Here is a 16,859-nt window from a genome sequence, read left to right as displayed (position 1 = left end):
ATGAAGAGTACCCAACAACTAGAACGACAATTAAAGCGGCGCTCCAAGGCCGCCAAATTAGAAATCTGGGGCCGACTGGTCAGCTTGACGGCTCTGTTACTAATCGTAGCGGTGGTCGTGGGCATCATCGGATTCGTTGCCTCTAAAGGAATCGCCACATTTACCAGCAACCACGTCAATCTGTGGGACTTCTTGACTGGCAAGAGCTGGAACCCAGGTATTACTGATGCGCAGGGCAAGCCGGAAGTCGGCGCGCTGCCGATGATCGTCGGGTCCTTTCTGATTACGATCTTATCCGCCATCGTGGCAACGCCATTTGCCATTGGTACGGCGGTCTTTATGAATGAAATCTCCCCCAATAAAGGGGCAAAGATCTTACAACCCGTGACTGAACTGCTGGTGGGAATTCCCTCCGTGGTTTACGGGTTCATCGGGCTGTCCGTCGTGGTCCCAACCACGCGGGCACTCTTTGGCGGCAGTGGTTTTGGGATCCTATCCGGGACCTGCGTGCTGTTCGTCATGATTCTACCAACGGTCACCTCAATGAGTGCCGATGCGTTGCGTGCCGTACCGCGTTACTACCGGGAAGCCTCACTGGCCCTGGGTGCCACGCAATGGCAGACCATCTACAAGGTCGTCTTGCGTGCCGCTACGCCAGGGCTGATGACGGCCGTGGTCTTCGGGATGGCTCGGGCCTTCGGTGAAGCCTTAGCCGTACAAATGGTGATTGGGAACGCCGCGTTGATGCCAAATAGCCTGGTTTCTCCGTCGTCCACGCTGACGTCGGTGCTGACCACGGGTATTGGGAACACGGTCATGGGGTCACTGCAAAACAATGCCCTGTGGTCACTGGCCCTCGTGCTCTTACTGATGTCGTTAGTCTTTAACTTAATTATTCGTTTGATTGGTCGAAAGGGGCGTTTGCAATAATGAATTCGAAAACGCAAAACAAGGTGGCCATCGGCGGCCTCTACGGGATCGCCGGTTTCGTGGTCCTCATCTTGCTGGCCCTGCTCGGCTTCATCTTAGTGAGTGGGGTGCCACAATTGAGCTGGCACTTCTTGACCGCACCAGGCAAGGCCTTCTTGAAAGGCGGGGGTGTGGGCGTGCAGCTCTTCAACTCCTTTTACCTGTTGATCTTGGCCATGCTGATTTCCTTTCCGATTGCTTTGGGCGCAGCCATTTACCTGTACGAATACGCCAAGGACAATTGGTTAACCACCACGATTCGCACGGCAATTGAAATCCTGAGTTCACTACCATCCGTGGTCGTGGGGCTTTTCGGGTTCTTGTTCTTCGTGGTCAAGTTACACCTGGGCTTCTCGATTCTCTCGGGTGCCTTTGCCTTGACCTTCTTCAACCTGCCGCTACTGACGCGGAGCATTGAAGATTCGCTGCGGACCATCAGTGATGTGCAACGCGAAGGGGGCCTGGCGCTGGGATTATCGCGGTGGGAGACCGTTTCACGGGTCATCTTACCTGCCGCCGTGCCAAGTATCCTAACGGGGGTTATCCTCAGTGCGGGGCGGGTCTTCGGTGAAGCGGCCGCTCTGATCTACACGGCCGGCCAAAGCGCCCCAGCCTTGAACTTTGCTGATTGGAACCCGTTCAATATCTCCAGTCCCTTAAACCCGATGCGGCCAGCCGAAACACTGGCGGTTCACATTTGGAAGATTAATTCTGAAGGCATCATGCCGGATGCCAAGGCCATTTCATCAGGGTCGTCGGCTGTCTTAGTGATCGCCATCTTGCTGTTTAACTTTGCCGCCCGGTATCTGGGCAAGCGCTTGTACAAACGCCTAACGTCGGCGTAGAGGAGGTTAGTCCATGTTTGTCAATAACGATGTCGCCAATGCGATGGAAGACCGGCACGTCATCACCCTAAATGATCCAGACCACCCGGTGATTCTATCCACAGAAGACCTCCACGTTTATTACGGCAAGAAGGAAGCGTTGTTTGAAGGTGACCTGCAATTTGCTAGTAATCAAATTACCGCGCTGATCGGTCCATCCGGTTCCGGTAAGTCCACGTACTTGCGGTCGTTGAACCGAATGAATGACCGTATCGCCACGGTAACCGGGAAAATCATGTACCGCGGCGTGGACATCAACCAACCGGACATCGACGTCTACGAGATGCGGCGACGGGTGGGGATGGTGTTTCAACGGCCCAACCCATTTGCCAAATCCATCTACGATAACATTGCCTTTGCCTTGCGCCTGCGAGGGGTCACGAATAAGCATCAGCTGGATGAAATCGTAGAGACGTCGTTGAAGCAAGCCGCACTGTGGGATCAGGTCAAAGACGACCTGAATAAGAGTGCGCTCGCGCTGTCTGGTGGGCAGGCGCAGCGGTTGTGTATCGCTCGGGCCATCGCCATCAAGCCAGATATCTTATTGTTAGACGAACCAGCCAGTGCGTTGGATCCGGTGTCGACCGGGCAACTGGAAGACACGTTGTTGTCACTTAAGCAGCATTACACGATTATCATTGTCACCCACAACATGCAACAGGCCGCGCGGATCAGTGAATATACGGCATTTTTCAATCAGGGGCGGGTGTTGGAATACGACACCACGAGCCATATCTTTACCAATCCGTCGGTTCAGGTGACCAGTGATTATGTTTCGGGGAACTTTGGTTAAGAGGAGGAAGAATTAATGAAAGAAGAAATTTTAACGACGCAAGACCTGCATTTGTATTACGGGGATAAAGAAGCGTTAAAAGGTATCAACTTGAATTTTGATGAGAAGGGGATCACCGCGTTGATCGGGCCTTCTGGTTGTGGCAAGTCCACGTACTTGCGAACGCTGAACCGGATGAACGACCTGATTCCCAACGTGACGATCACCGGGACCATCAAGTTCAAGGGCGAGAACCTGTACGCGCCCAATGCGGACACCGTACAGATTCGTAAGGAAATTGGCATGGTCTTCCAGCAACCGAACCCCTTCCCATTTTCCATCTATGATAATGTCATCTATGGACTCCGAATCGCCGGAGAAAAGGACAAGGAAAAGTTGGACGCCGTCGTTGAAAAGTCCCTGCGGCAAGCCGCCGTTTGGGATGAAGTGAAGGACCACTTACACGAAAGTGCCTTGGCCTTGTCCGGTGGGCAACAGCAACGGGTCTGCATCGCGCGGGTCCTGGCCGTTTCACCCGAAATTATTCTGCTGGACGAACCAACCAGTGCCTTGGATCCAGTGTCCAGTAGCCAAATTGAAGCAACTCTCTTGAATTTACGTCACGATTATACGATTATTATTGTGACCCACAACCTCCAGCAGGCTTCGCGGATTGCGGACCGGACCGCGTTCTTTATGAACGGGGAGCTGATTGAAGTGGATCAGACCAAGAACATTTTTATGAACCCAGCCAACAAGCAAACTGAAGATTACATCAGCGGTCGCTTTGGGTAAGGAGGAAGTATATGCGCAGATTATTTGATGATGAGCTAGCGGATTTAGACGCAGACTTTACTGAAATGGGGATGCTGGTCAGTGAGACCATCGAGCAAGCCGTGAACGCGTTTACTAACCGCGACGCCGTTGCTGCCCAACAATTGATCGACCAGGACCATAAAATCAACGAACGAGAAATCGCGTTGGAAAAGAAGACGTTTGAGATGATTGCGTTGTACCAACCCGTGACGACAGATCTGCGAGAAATCGTGACGATCTTAAAGGCCGTTTCGGAATTGGAGCGCGCCGGGGACCACGCCCGTAACATCGCGCACGCTGCGATTAAATTTGGCACGAAGCAAAAGATTCCCGTGCTCGAGCAGCTCATGAATCAAATGGGGCAGATGACCACGCAAATGGTCAAGGACGTGTTGACGGCCTACGTCAACAAGGATGAACACCAAGCCCGTCAATTGGCAGAAGTTGACCGGGAATTGGACCAGTTGAATCACCAGGTGCGGGCCAACAGCTACGAGCAAATGCGGCTGGACCCAGCATTTGAAACTGGCGCGTCCATCTACTTGAACGTGGCCCAAGACCTCAGTCGCATCGGGGATTACGTTACCAACGTCTGTGAATGGGTCGTCTACCTGAAATCCGGGCAGATTATTGAGCTGAATACGGCGAGCCAGGATAGCGCTAGCGAATAGGCGTTGTGGGTTTTACCTGCAGAAGTTTAATCTAAATTGAAGATTTACCCGAACGGCCACTGAAGACTTGCTTTCAGTGGCCGCTTTGGGTATTCTTGCCCTAGCGAGTGTCTTGGGGTGGGGGTGCCAGGCCTCAAAACGAACCGGCAGGCCACGTTTTAAGCTGGCGGTGTCTCCCATGGCTGGCAACTGATTTCACTAGCTACCCCCATTTATCAGATTTCGCCGCCGAAACTAGGGCGATTACTGGATTTACCCCGGGCTTTTCGGATATGATAGAAGCACTTAAACTTACTTTAAAAGGAGTTGTCCGCCTATGGCAGAGAAAAAACGTCTGGTCCGTTCCCGTACAAACCGTTTAGTCGGTGGGGTATTGGGCGGCTTTGCAGACTATTTTGGTTGGAACGCAAACTTATTGCGTTTGATTTATGTGTTGGTTTCCCTGGCGATTCCCACGCACGGCGTCTTGGGATTGTTGGTGTACGTAGTGGTCATGACCTTCATGCCGCTGGATGATTCACGGCCGAACACGCCGAACTTTCGCGACTTGTTTCGCGGCGGGCCCGCCTCACCGCAGGAACCTGATCGTAAGGTCATTCACGATGTCACGGAACAAGATGTGAAAGACCATCACAAGGACGGTGAGTAGCATGCGCTTTTGGCCGAGAATCTTGGTGAACGCGGTTATCTTTTTAGCGCTGGCTGGCTTTTTCCAAAGTTCACTAGCGGGTGGGCTACAAAATACGTTCTACGTCTCCAGTGTCTGGATCGCGCTACTGGCTAGCTTTGTGTTGGCGTTGTTAAATGCCGTGGTGAAGCCGATTTTGTTCGTGCTGTCCCTGCCCATCACCATTTTGACACTGGGATTGTTCAGTGTGGTGCTCAACGCTATCATGCTGGAATTGACCTCGTGGTTTGTGGGCAGTAACTTTGGCTTCAGTTCATTTGGGACGACGCTGATCATCGCCATCCTCATGTCTCTGTGCAACGCCATTATCAGTGATCACTTTGCGCGGGACTAAAACCGGTTTAATTTGGTGGGAGTTCCCACGTGAAAGTGCTAAAATTAGAGTAGTTTACTATGCAGTAAGGAGGAGCGCCCATGACAGAAAGTGTCACGGTGGCCGAGCTCGTCAAAGCCAACCGCTTAGATGTGTATTCCGGCGAAGAAAATCTGAATCGGCAGATTACGACCAGTGATATTTCCCGACCAGGTTTGGAATTAACCGGTTATTTTAACTATTATCCAGCAAAACGGGTTCAACTGCTGGGAATTACCGAAACGTCCTTTGCAAAGGGCATGAGTCACAAGAAGTTACTCGACGTGATGCGTAAGATGTGTCAGCCGGAGACCCCGGCATTTGTGATCTCGACGCAACTCGATCCGCCAGAGGAATTGAAACAATCCGCTGATGAGGCGGGTATTCCCATCCTAGGGACCAAGTTGACTACGTCGCGGGTCCTCAGTAACATGACCAATTTCTTGGAAGGCAAGCTTGCGGAACGCCAATCCGTTCACGGGGTCTTGGTCGATATCTACGGTGTCGGTGTCATGATTACCGGCGATTCTGGTGTCGGTAAGAGTGAAACAGCCTTGGAGCTGGTCAAACGGGGTCACCGGTTGATTGCGGATGACCGGGTCGAAGTTTACCAGCAAGATGAACAGACCTTGGTCGGCGCTGCGCCAGCGATTCTGAGTCACCTCCTGGAAATTCGGGGGATCGGGATCATCGACGTCATGAACTTGTTTGGAGCCGGGGCGGTCCGCAGTGAAACGGACATCGACCTGATCGTCCATCTGGAGTTGTGGAAGGATGACAACCACTTTGATCGGCTGGGCAACAACGACGAAACCCAACGATTCTTTGACGTGGTCGTGCCTAAAATCAGCGTTCCGGTTAAGACCGGGCGGAATTTGGCCATCATCATCGAAGCCGCAGCCATGAACTTCCGGGCCCGCTCGATGGGGTATGACGCTACCAAAGTCTTTGACGAAAACTTAAAGCGCTTAATTAAACAAAACGGAAATAAATCATAAGGGAGATGGGCGTTATCTTTTCACCTATTGTGGCGGCGCTTAACCCCATTGCCATTCATTTAGGACCCATTGCGGTCCATTGGTACGGTGTCATTATTGCGACCGGTGTCATCATTGCGGTGACCTTGGCTGTGCGCGAAGGCAATCGACGTGGTATCAAGTCCGACGACATTTACGACATGATTCTGTGGGCCTTGCCAGCCGCCTTGATTGCGGCGCGGGCCTACTACGTCATCTTCCAGTGGCCGTATTATCAGCAGCATCCAGGCGAGATCATTGCCATTTGGGACGGTGGGATCGCCATCTACGGCTCGCTGATTGGGGCCGGGCTGGTCGTGTATTTCTTCTGCCGGTCGCGGTTCATTCCGGTCTGGTTGATGCTCGATGTGGCCGCACCGACAGTGATCCTGGGCCAAGCCATTGGCCGCTGGGGCAACTTCATGAATCAAGAAGCCTTCGGGCGGGTCACCAGTCTGGCCTTCTTACAGGGGCTGCATCTACCCCAGTGGGTCATTGATCAAATGCTGATCAATGGGGCCTATCGCCAGCCGACCTTTTTGTATGAATCGACTTGGAGCCTGATGGGCTTCGTCGTCTTGATGAGTCTGCGGCATTACCCGGGGCTATTCAAACAAGGCGAGGTCTTCTTGGCTTACGTCATGTGGTATTCGTTCGGCCGTTTCTTCATCGAGGGGATGCGGACGGACAGTCTGATGTTGTTCAACGTTATTCGGGTGTCACAGCTGTTGTCGGTCGTTTTGTTTGTCGGGGCCTTGATCATTTGGATCAGTCGGCGGCGGTCAGTTACGCCACCAATCGCCTACCTAGACGGCAATCCGTTCCAAGAAAAATCTAATCTTTCTAAATAAGGAGAATCCATTACTATGTCAGAGAAAATTGCAGTACTCGGTGCCGGTTCATGGGGATCAATCTTAGCGAGCGTTTTGGACGAAAATGGTCATGACGTCCGCTTGTGGTCGTACAATCCTAAGCAGGTTGAGGAATTAAATACGCAGCACACGAACACGCATTACATCAAGGACTTTACGTTTTCTCCGTCGTTAGTGGCTTACTCTGATTTGGCGAGTGCCCTCGACAACGTGGACGCCATCTTGTTCGTGGTGCCAACCAAGGCCATCCGTTCCGTGGCAGCACAAGTCGCAGCCATCCTAAAGGAAAAGAACCTGAAGCCAGAATTGATCCACGCTAGCAAGGGGATCGAACAGAAGACTTACAAGCGGCTGTCACAGGTCTTGGAAGAAGAAATTCCTGCCGAAAACCGCAAGGCCGTCACGGTCGTTTCTGGTCCCAGTCATGCGGAAGACGTGGCCCGTAAGGATATCACCTTGGTCACGGCGGCTAGCTTGAGTCCGGATGCGGCAAAATATGCCCAAAAATTATTTATGACGTCTTACTTCCGGGTCTACACCAACCCCGATATCATTGGGGTGGAAATTGGTGCGGCCTTGAAGAACATCATCGCGCTGGGTGCCGGGGCCTTACATGGCCTGGGTTACGGCGACAACGCCAAGGCCGCATTGATGACGCGGGGCTTGGCAGAAATTTCACGGTTAGGGACTTCGTTTGGGGCGGATCCTATGACCTTTATCGGCCTGTCTGGTGTCGGTGACATCATCGTGACGGCTACCAGTGCCAACTCACGGAACTGGCGCGCCGGCGATGAACTGGGCCGCGGCGAAAAGCTGGATGACGTCATCAGCCACATGGGCATGGTGATCGAAGGCTTGGCCACGACTAAGGCCGCTTACGAGCTTTCCCGTGAACGTGGCGTTTCGATGCCAATCACGGAAGCTATTTACCAAGTTATTTATGAGGGCAAAGACATTCGCACGGCCATTTCTGAGCTGATGCAACGCGAAGGTCGGTCTGAGTTTTAAAAATTTTCTGGGGATACGAGGAAGGATAGTTTACTTATGAGAAAAGTTAGAAAAGCTGTGATTCCAGCCGCAGGTTTGGGTACCCGTTTCTTGCCAGCCACCAAGGCGCTTGCCAAGGAAATGCTGCCCATCGTCGACAAGCCAACGATTCAATTCATCGTTGAGGAAGCCCGCAAGTCAGGAATCGAAGACATTGTGATCGTTGACGGGAAATCCAAGCGGTCAATCGAAGATCATTTCGACTCCAACCCCGAACTGGAAGCCAACCTGGAAGCCAAGCACAAGGATGAACTATTGCGCCAGGTCCAAGAGACCACGGGCATGAACCTTTACTTCATCCGGCAACCGTACCCCCGCGGCTTGGGGGATGCGGTCTTGACTGCCAAGGCCTTCATCGGCGACGAACCCTTCGTGGTGATGTTGGGCGATGACATGACCGACAGCAAGGTACCGCTGACCAAGCAATTGATGGACCGTTACGAACAAACGGGCGCCTCAACGCTGGCCGTCATGCGGGTCCCTCACAAGGATACGGCCAAGTATGGGGTCATCAATCCCTCAGAAGAGACCGCGCCGGGGCTGTACAACGTTACGAACTTTGTGGAAAAGCCACAACCTGACGAAGCGCCCAGTGATCTGGCCATTATCGGCCGCTACCTGTTTACCCCAGAGATTTTTGAAGCCCTGGAAAACACGCCGGTCGGCTTGGGCAACGAATTGCAATTGACCGATGCCATTGATAATTTGAACAAGACGCAACGGGTCTTTGCCCACGAATACACGGGCAAGCGCTTTGACGTCGGCAACAAGTTTGGCTGGATTCAAACGAACATTGAATACGGCTTGAATCATCCAGAAACGAAGGACCAACTGCGCGCCTACATTAAAGAACTTGGTGCCAAGCTCAACAAGGCCGATGAAAAAGCGTCCAAGGCAAAATAGGTGACAAACTTACTTTTTAATAGTAAAGTGGACGGTATCATCAAGGCATGAGTGGAAGGGAGCGTTACGCTTGAAGAATTATGATGTAATCGTGATTGGTGCCGGCCCCGGTGGTATGACGGGCGCACTGTACGCTTCACGGGCTAATTTATCAGTATTAATGTTGGACCGCGGCATCTACGGTGGTCAAATGAACAACACGGCAGCCATTGAAAACTACCCAGGCTTCAAGTCCGTCCTCGGACCAGACTTGGCCAAGGACATGTATGAAGGCTCGACCCAATTTGGCGCTGAATTTGCCTACGGAAGTGTCGAAGCTATCGAAGATCATGGTGACCACAAGGTGGTTAAGACCGACGATGGGGACTACGCTGCCAAGGCAGTCATCATTGGGACGGGTTCCGAGTACAAGAAGCTCGGCGTTCCTGGCGAAGATAAATTCGGTGGCCGGGGTGTTTCCTACTGCGCGGTCTGCGACGGAGCGTTCTTTAAGAACCGGGAAGTCGCAGTCATCGGTGGCGGGGACTCCGCTGTTGAAGAAAGCCTCTACTTGGCTGGGTTGGCTTCCAAAGTCACAGTCTTTGTTCGGCGGGACCAATTACGGGCCCAAAAGATCTTACAGGACCGGGCTTTCGCGAACGACAAGATCGAATTCGTTTGGAACACGAACGTCACTGAAATCTTGGGCGACGACATGAAGGTTACCGGTGTGGCCATCAAGAACAACCAGACCGGCGAGACCGGTGAAAAGGCTGTGAGTGGGGTCTTCATCTACGTGGGGAATCTCCCAATGACGGACGCCTTCACGGACCTCGGCATCACGGATGATGCTGGCTGGATCAAGACGGACGAACACATGCAGACGGCTGTTGCTGGCATCTTTGCCATCGGTGACGTGCGGCAAAAGGACTTGCGGCAAATCACCACGGCTGTTGGCGACGGTGGTATCGCCGGCCAACAAGCCTTCAGCTACATCGAAGACTTAAAGGCTGCGGCTACTAAATAATTAGAAATGAACGAATGGCAATTGCTGGTATTTTCTGGTGGTTGTCATTTTTTGTGGCCGATATTTATTTTGGGCCGAATTTATCGAGTAAAAAACTGATAATACGCAACTAGCAGAAACGTCGTTGAAATGGCAAAGTTCATCCACATTAATGGTGAATCTGTTATGTAGCCGGAGTTCGTCAAATATGAGCTCAGCCGTGGGAGTTCCCTTAGTGGCACGGTTCACGCCGGTTAGGGAACTGGCGTCTTTGAGACGCGGTCTTTCGGCTCAAAGACGAGGAGACGAGACCGCTTTTTGGCTCGTCCCGCCGCCCACCGCGTTCCAGCTCATATTTGGCGAACGGGAGGCGGTCAGCCCAGCCAATGCCTGACTATTTCAGGTAGGAATAGATGAATTCGACCACGGAAAAGTGGTAAGCTGAAAGCAATCACTGAACCACGAGACAAAAACTAAAGGAGCTGACGTGAACCATGGGAATGAACCAATTTTTGCAAAGCTTGAGTGACTTGGAAACGATTGACCGGGCTCCCGGTTACTTTAAATTCGAACAACACTCCGTTGCTGCCCATTCGTTTAAGGTGGCGGAAGTGGCCCAGTTCTTAGGGGACGTTGAGGAACAAGACGGCCATGAGGTCAACTGGCGGTTGCTTTACGAAAAGGCGTTGAATCATGACTACACGGAACGATTTATCGGGGATATCAAGACGCCGGTCAAGTACGCGACGCCGCAACTCCGCCAGATGCTGGCCGACGTGGAAACGTCTTTGACGGCGAACTTTATTAAAAATGAAATTCCGGAACAGTTCCAGGCCGCCTACACCCGCCGTTTGGGTGAGGGGAAAGACGACACGCTGGAAGGCCAGATTCTTTCCGTTGCCGATAAGGTCGACCTGCTGTACGAATCCTTTGGCGAGATTCAAAAGGGTAATCCGGAACCCGTCTTCACCGAGATCTACCGCGAAAGCCTCAGTACGATTTTGAAATTCAAACAGATGGCCTGCGTTCAATATTTCCTGTCAGCCGTCTTACCGGAAATGTTGTCCGCAGACTTTAGTGACCGGCAGAAATTAGCCGAATTAACAGACCAGTTATTGGAGGCCAAAAAGTGAAATTAGCAGAAGTGTGGAACCAACACCTGACGGGTGCCACGGTGCGGCCCTTGACGCACGAAGATGATGAGCTGATCTATCAATTTCAAGCGGCGCATCCGGAATACTTTGCCCACTTTCAAGACCATCCCGTGACTCGGCAGGAAGCCATTCAAGATGTGACCGATGTGCCGTTGAACGCGTTGCCAGAGCAGAAGGCCTACCTGGGGATTTTCCGCGATGACCACTTGGTCGTGTTGGTTGACCTGATCATTGACTACCCGCTGCCAAGTCTGGTGTGGTTGGGGATGTGGCTGCCTGCTAAGTCGTTAAGCACGGCCGATTCCGCCGCCTTTTATGCCAGTCTAGTGGCGACCTTGAAGGAAGCCCAAGCCGTACAACTGCAGCTGAGCGTCTTCATGGGTGACCGGCAAATGCAGCAATTTTGGACCGACCAAGGCTTGGCCGCAATGCAGACCACAGCCGTCGTACGCGGCGAACGGGTCGCCAACGTGACGATTTACCAAGATAAATTTTAAGTAGGTCGTCAAACTGGCGAAAGTATGTTCGGTATGGTAGAATATTTGAGCGTGATGAGTTTGGATTTGCGTCCAGACTCTTTTTGCGATTGACGCTGATTTGTGCCGGGAGACCGGCATTCAGCACACAAAAAAATTCTAAGTGTAAACGGTACAGTAGGGAGGTTACCATGCATGATTGATCGACAAACGGACCGCAAGTTTGATCTGGTTTCTAAATACAAGCCTACCGGCGACCAGCCACAAGCCATCAAGCAGTTGACCGATGGCATTGAGAGTGGCGAGAAGGCCCAGATCCTGTTGGGGGCTACCGGGACCGGGAAGACGTTCACAATTTCTAATGTGATTAAGAATGTGAACAAGCCCACATTGGTCCTGTCACACAACAAAACGTTGGCGGGCCAACTTTATGGGGAGTTCAAGCAGTTCTTCCCCAATAACGCGGTGGAGTACTTTGTGAGTTACTATGATTACTATCAACCGGAAGCCTACGTGCCTTCGAGCGATACCTATATCGAAAAGGACTCGTCCATTAACGATGAAATCGATAAGCTGCGGCACTCCGCGACCAGCTCCTTGCTAGAACGTAACGACGTCATCGTCGTGGCCTCCGTTTCCTCCATCTTCGGATTAGGGGATCCTACCGAATATAAAAACCACGTGGTCTCACTGCGGGTTGGCCAGGAAATTGAACGCGATGCCTTACTGCGCAAATTGGTCAACATTCAATTTGAACGTAACGACTATGACTTCCAGCGGGGCCGGTTCCGGGTCCACGGCGATGTGGTCGAAATCTTCCCCGCGTCACGCGATGAACGGGCGTTGCGGATCGAGTTCTTCGGCGACGAGATCGACCGGATTCGTGAGGTCGACGCGCTGACTGGTGAAATCGTGGGCGACCGCGAACACGTGGCCATTTTCCCGGCGACCCACTTTATGACCAATGATGACATCATGGCCAAGGCCACGGCTGGCATCGAAGGCGAGTTAAAGGACCGGGTAGCCGAACTGGAGAACGGTGGCAAGCTACTAGAGGCCCAACGTCTCAAGCAACGGACCACCTATGATTTGGAAATGATGCGGGAAATGGGCTATACCAGTGGGATTGAAAACTATTCGCGCTGGATGGACGGCCGTAAAGCCGGCGAGCCACCATACACGTTATTGGACTTCTTCCCCAAAGACTTCTTGCTAGTCGTCGATGAATCTCACGTGACGATGCCTCAGGTTCGGGGGATGTACAACGGTGACCGGGCGCGGAAGCAACAGCTGATTGATTACGGGTTCCGGTTGCCGAGTGCGCTGGATAACCGGCCACTCAAGCTAAACGAAGTCGAAGACCACATCAACCAAGTGGTCTACATGTCAGCCACGCCCGGACCTTACGAAGAGGCCCAAACGGATCACGTAGTACAACAGATCATTCGGCCAACTGGCTTGCTTGATCCCACCATTGAAGTGCGGCCAATCATGGGGCAAATGGATGACCTGGTGGGCGAAATCAATGCCCGCGTTGAGAAGAACGAGCGGACGTTTGTCACGACGCTGACCAAGAAGATGGCGGAGGACTTGACGGATTACCTCAAGGATCTGGGCATCAAGGTCGCTTATCTACACTCGGACATCAAGACGTTGGAACGAACGGAGATCATGCGCGACTTGCGGTTAGGCAAGTATGACGTGTTGGTCGGTATCAACCTGTTGCGTGAAGGAATCGATATTCCAGAAGTGTCCTTGATTGCCATCTTGGATGCCGACAAGGAAGGGTTCCTGCGTAACGAGCGGTCGTTGATTCAGACGATTGGTCGGGCGGCGCGGAACTCACACGGTCACGTCATCATGTACGCGGATACCGTGACAGAATCCATGCAAGCCGCGATGGATGAGACGGCGCGTCGGCGGAAGGTCCAGATTGCCTATAACAAGGAACACGGCATTACGCCAACCACCATCATCAAGCCAATTCGTGATCTGATTGCGGTCACCAAGAAGAATGACAACGCCGATGAGAAGGATGACTTCGTGGCGAGTGACTTCGAGGATATGGACAAGCCGGATCAAGAAAAGCTGATTGCCCGTCTGGAAGATGAGATGCGTGCGGCGGCCAAGAAGTTAGACTTTGAACAGGCCGCTTCACTGCGCGATACGATTATGGATATGAAGACCGAGATCGGTGATTAGGGAAGTAAGGAGATTTCAATTTGGCAAACGATAAAATCGTGATTCACGGGGCCCGTGCCCACAACTTAAAAGATATTGACGTGACGATTCCCAAGAACAAGCTGGTCGTTATCAGTGGCCTGTCAGGCTCTGGGAAGAGCTCACTGGCCTTTGACACGCTGTACGCGGAAGGGCAACGTCGCTACGTGGAAAGTCTATCGTCATACGCGCGCCAGTTCTTGGGGCAAATGGATAAACCGGACGTTGACTCGATTGACGGGTTAAGCCCGGCCATTTCTATCGACCAGAAGACGACCTCCAAGAACCCGCGGTCGACCGTGGGGACGGTTACGGAGATCAACGACTACCTGCGGCTCTTATGGGCGCGGGTCGGGACCCCCATCTGTCCCAATGATGGGACCAAGATCACCAGCCAAAGCGTTGAACAGATGGTTGACCAAGTCTTAGCCCTGCCAGAACGCACCAAGATGCAGATCTTGTCGCCCATCGTGCGGGCCAAGAAGGGGCAACACAAGAAGATTTTCGAAAAGATTCAACGAGAGGGCTTCGTCCGGGTTCGCGTCGATGGCGAGACCATGGATATTAGCGAAGTTCCCGAACTCAACAAGAACCAGAACCACGACATCGCAATCGTCATCGATCGGGTCGTGGTCAAGAAGGGTATTCGTTCGCGGCTGTTTGATTCCTTTGAAGCGGCCTTGCGGTTAAGCGGCGGCTATGCCATCGCCGATTTGATCGATGGCGAGCCAATGATCTTTTCTGAACACTACGCCTGTCCCGTCTGTGGGTTCACGGTGGGGGAATTGGAACCGCGCCTGTTCTCCTTTAACGCGCCCTTTGGTGCCTGCCCAGACTGTGACGGGTTAGGTGTGAAGTTGGAAGTCGACTTGGATCTGGTCGTTCCTGACAAGACCAAGACGCTGCGTGAAGGGGCCTTAGCGCCCTGGAACCCCATCAGTTCGCAATACTACCCGGCACTGCTGGAACAGGCCTGTGCCGCCTTTAACGTCGATATGGACACGCCATTTGAGCAGTTGTCCAAGACCGACCAAGCACTGGTCCTTTATGGATCTCAGGGCAAGGAATTCCATTTTCATTATGAAAATGACTTCGGTGGGGTCCGCGACGTGGACGTTGAATTCGAAGGGGTTATTCCCAACGTCAACCGGCGTTACCACGAAACCAACAGTGACTTCACCCGCGACGTCATGCGTAAATACATGACCGAGTTGACTTGCCAAACCTGCCACGGCTTCCGGCTGAACCGGCAGGCTTTGAGTGTTAAGATCAACCACCAACACATCGGGGAAGTCTCTGATCTGCCCGTGGAAAAGGAATTGGCCTTCTTCCAGGACCTGAGTTTTGGCGAACAAGATCAAGTCATCGCCCAACCCATTTTAAAGGAAATTCGGGATCGACTGACATTCTTACGAAACGTGGGCTTGGATTACCTGACGCTGAGTCGTTCGGCCCGAACCCTGTCCGGTGGGGAAGCCCAACGGATTCGGTTGGCCACGCAAATTGGCTCCAACTTGTCCGGGGTCCTGTACATTCTGGATGAACCGTCGATTGGGCTGCACCAACGGGACAACGACCGGTTGATTGCGTCATTGAAACAAATGCGCGATCTGGGCAACACGCTGATCGTCGTTGAACACGACGAGGACACTATGCGGGCGGCCGACTACATCGTCGACATCGGCCCGGGTGCCGGGGAAAACGGGGGTCACGTGATGGCCGCCGGCACTCCTAAGCAGGTCATGCGGTCGCGCAAGTCCTTGACGGGGCAATACCTGGCTGGGAAAAAATACATTCCAGTGCCACTCGAACGGCGGACCGGTAACGGTAAGACCATTCGGATCACGGGCGCTGCGGAAAACAACCTGAAGGACATCACGGTTGATTTCCCATTGGGCGAGTTTGTCGTCGTGACCGGGGTCTCCGGTTCCGGGAAGTCAACGCTGGTCAACACCATTTTGAAGCGGGCGTTGGCACAAAAGCTGAATCACAACTCAGAAAAACCTGGGAAATATCAGTCGATTGCTGGCGTTAAGAACATCGAACGACTGGTTGATATCGACCAAAGTCCCATCGGACGGACACCACGGAGTAACCCGGCGACCTATACCGGCGTCTTCGATGATGTGCGGACGCTCTTTGCCCAGACCAATGATGCCAAGCTGCGGGGCTACCAAAAGGGCCGCTTCAGCTTTAACACCAAGGGTGGCCGGTGCGAAGCCTGTCATGGGGATGGTATTTTGAAGATCGAAATGAACTTCTTGCCCGACGTTTACGTGCCGTGTGAAGTCTGCCACGGGACGCGGTACAATTCCGAAACGTTGGAAGTGGAATACAAGGGTAAGAACATCTCTGACGTGTTGAATATGACTGTTAGCGAAGCGCTGAAGTTCTTCGATGCCATTCCGAAGATCACCCGGAAGCTCCAAACGATTCAAGACGTCGGTTTGGGCTACGTGAAGTTGGGTCAACCCGCCACGACGCTGTCCGGTGGGGAAGCCCAACGGATGAAGTTGGCGTCTGAACTGCACAAGCAACAAAACGGGAAGAACTTCTACATCCTGGACGAACCAACGACGGGGCTGCACACGGACGATATCAAACGCCTGTTGACGGTGCTCCACCGGTTGGTCGACAAGGGCAACACGGTCTTGGTCATCGAACACAACTTGGATGTCATCAAGACAGCGGATCACCTGATCGACTTGGGTCCTGAAGGTGGAGAAGCTGGCGGAAACGTAGTCGCTACCGGAACGCCAGAAGAGTTGGCGGAGGTCACGGAGAGTTACACGGGCCAGTACCTCAAGCCAGTCTTGGAACGCGATACAGCGCGGACCAAAGAAGACCAGGCAACGGTAAAACCGAAGCCAGCCAAGACAAAGTAATGTAAGTGTAAAAATGGCGGTGGTGAATGACAACTTGCGGGTTGTGGTTCACTGCCGTTTTTGTGTTCTTTACGGTAATTTTGAGATGCTCGCAGCCAAATGACCAGCACAAGTCGTCACAAAATTGTCACAGATGGGTCGTAGCGTTG

The 16,859-nt window shown here is 52.7% G+C and carries 16 protein-coding genes; all 16 read left to right on the top strand.

Annotated features, from left to right (window positions below):
- The 16 genes from pstC to uvrA all read left to right on the top strand — a co-directional run bounded on the left by pstC (window position 1) and on the right by uvrA (window position 16,710).
- Window positions 1–930 carry a phosphate ABC transporter permease subunit PstC gene (gene pstC, locus NGM66_RS02865; RefSeq protein ID WP_208910506.1) on the top strand — a complete coding sequence of 310 codons (930 nt, stop codon included), beginning with the start codon at window positions 1–3 and terminating at the stop codon, window positions 928–930.
- The gene (pstA, locus tag NGM66_RS02860; RefSeq protein WP_125575666.1) at window positions 930–1,814 is read left to right on the top strand and encodes a phosphate ABC transporter permease PstA; all 885 of its coding nucleotides are present in this window, start codon (window positions 930–932) and stop codon (window positions 1,812–1,814) included. Before pstC ends, pstA begins: the two co-directional genes overlap by 1 nt.
- A 43-nt stretch (window positions 1,815–1,857) precedes the next feature.
- On the top strand, window positions 1,858–2,646 hold the full coding sequence (pstB, locus tag NGM66_RS02855; protein ID WP_373418456.1) for a phosphate ABC transporter ATP-binding protein PstB: 789 nt from the start codon (window positions 1,858–1,860) through the stop codon (window positions 2,644–2,646).
- Window positions 2,647–2,661: 15 nt separating this feature from the next.
- Window positions 2,662–3,420: a phosphate ABC transporter ATP-binding protein PstB gene (gene pstB, locus NGM66_RS02850; RefSeq protein WP_208910502.1), complete on the top strand. Its 759-nt coding sequence runs from the start codon at window positions 2,662–2,664 to the stop codon at window positions 3,418–3,420.
- 11 nt (window positions 3,421–3,431) lie between these two features.
- Entirely contained in the window at window positions 3,432–4,112 is a 681-nt protein-coding gene (phoU, locus tag NGM66_RS02845; RefSeq protein ID WP_208910499.1) for a phosphate signaling complex protein PhoU, read from the top strand.
- A gap of 316 nt (window positions 4,113–4,428) precedes the next feature.
- On the top strand, window positions 4,429–4,761 hold the full coding sequence (locus NGM66_RS02840) for a PspC domain-containing protein (protein ID WP_208910497.1): 333 nt from the start codon (window positions 4,429–4,431) through the stop codon (window positions 4,759–4,761).
- A gap of 1 nt (window position 4,762) precedes the next feature.
- Window positions 4,763–5,134, top strand: coding sequence for a phage holin family protein (locus tag NGM66_RS02835; RefSeq protein ID WP_208910495.1), 372 nt, complete (start codon window positions 4,763–4,765; stop codon window positions 5,132–5,134).
- Between the two features lie 80 nt (window positions 5,135–5,214).
- Window positions 5,215–6,150 carry an HPr(Ser) kinase/phosphatase gene (gene hprK / locus NGM66_RS02830; protein WP_208910493.1) on the top strand — a complete coding sequence of 312 codons (936 nt, stop codon included), beginning with the start codon at window positions 5,215–5,217 and terminating at the stop codon, window positions 6,148–6,150.
- A gap of 5 nt (window positions 6,151–6,155) precedes the next feature.
- Complete coding sequence (gene lgt, locus NGM66_RS02825; RefSeq protein WP_208910492.1) at window positions 6,156–7,019, top strand: prolipoprotein diacylglyceryl transferase; 864 nt, start codon at window positions 6,156–6,158, stop codon at window positions 7,017–7,019.
- 15 nt (window positions 7,020–7,034) lie between these two features.
- Window positions 7,035–8,048, top strand: a complete 1,014-nt coding sequence (locus NGM66_RS02820; RefSeq protein ID WP_208910491.1) for an NAD(P)H-dependent glycerol-3-phosphate dehydrogenase — start codon at window positions 7,035–7,037, stop codon at window positions 8,046–8,048.
- Between the two features lie 36 nt (window positions 8,049–8,084).
- The gene (gene galU, locus NGM66_RS02815; RefSeq protein ID WP_208910490.1) at window positions 8,085–8,990 is read left to right on the top strand and encodes a UTP--glucose-1-phosphate uridylyltransferase GalU; all 906 of its coding nucleotides are present in this window, start codon (window positions 8,085–8,087) and stop codon (window positions 8,988–8,990) included.
- Window positions 8,991–9,060: 70 nt separating this feature from the next.
- Window positions 9,061–9,996, top strand: a complete 936-nt coding sequence (gene trxB / locus NGM66_RS02810; RefSeq protein ID WP_208910489.1) for a thioredoxin-disulfide reductase — start codon at window positions 9,061–9,063, stop codon at window positions 9,994–9,996.
- 473 nt (window positions 9,997–10,469) lie between these two features.
- Window positions 10,470–11,108, top strand: a complete 639-nt coding sequence (locus NGM66_RS02805; protein WP_208910486.1) for a YfbR-like 5'-deoxynucleotidase — start codon at window positions 10,470–10,472, stop codon at window positions 11,106–11,108.
- Window positions 11,105–11,626, top strand: coding sequence for an acetyltransferase (locus NGM66_RS02800; protein WP_208910482.1), 522 nt, complete (start codon window positions 11,105–11,107; stop codon window positions 11,624–11,626). Before NGM66_RS02805 ends, NGM66_RS02800 begins: the two co-directional genes overlap by 4 nt.
- 174 nt (window positions 11,627–11,800) lie before the next feature.
- Window positions 11,801–13,807, top strand: coding sequence for an excinuclease ABC subunit UvrB (gene uvrB / locus NGM66_RS02795; RefSeq protein ID WP_208910479.1), 2,007 nt, complete (start codon window positions 11,801–11,803; stop codon window positions 13,805–13,807).
- 20 nt (window positions 13,808–13,827) lie between these two features.
- Window positions 13,828–16,710, top strand: a complete 2,883-nt coding sequence (uvrA, locus tag NGM66_RS02790; RefSeq protein WP_208910470.1) for an excinuclease ABC subunit UvrA — start codon at window positions 13,828–13,830, stop codon at window positions 16,708–16,710.
- The last annotated feature ends 149 nt before the right edge of the window (window positions 16,711–16,859 follow it).

It is taken from the genome of Levilactobacillus yiduensis, from assembly GCF_024718525.1.
Classification (GTDB): domain Bacteria; phylum Bacillota; class Bacilli; order Lactobacillales; family Lactobacillaceae; genus Levilactobacillus; species Levilactobacillus yiduensis.
The sequence above is the reverse complement of the archived record's forward strand: the minus strand, read 5'-3'. Positions and strand labels throughout refer to the sequence as shown.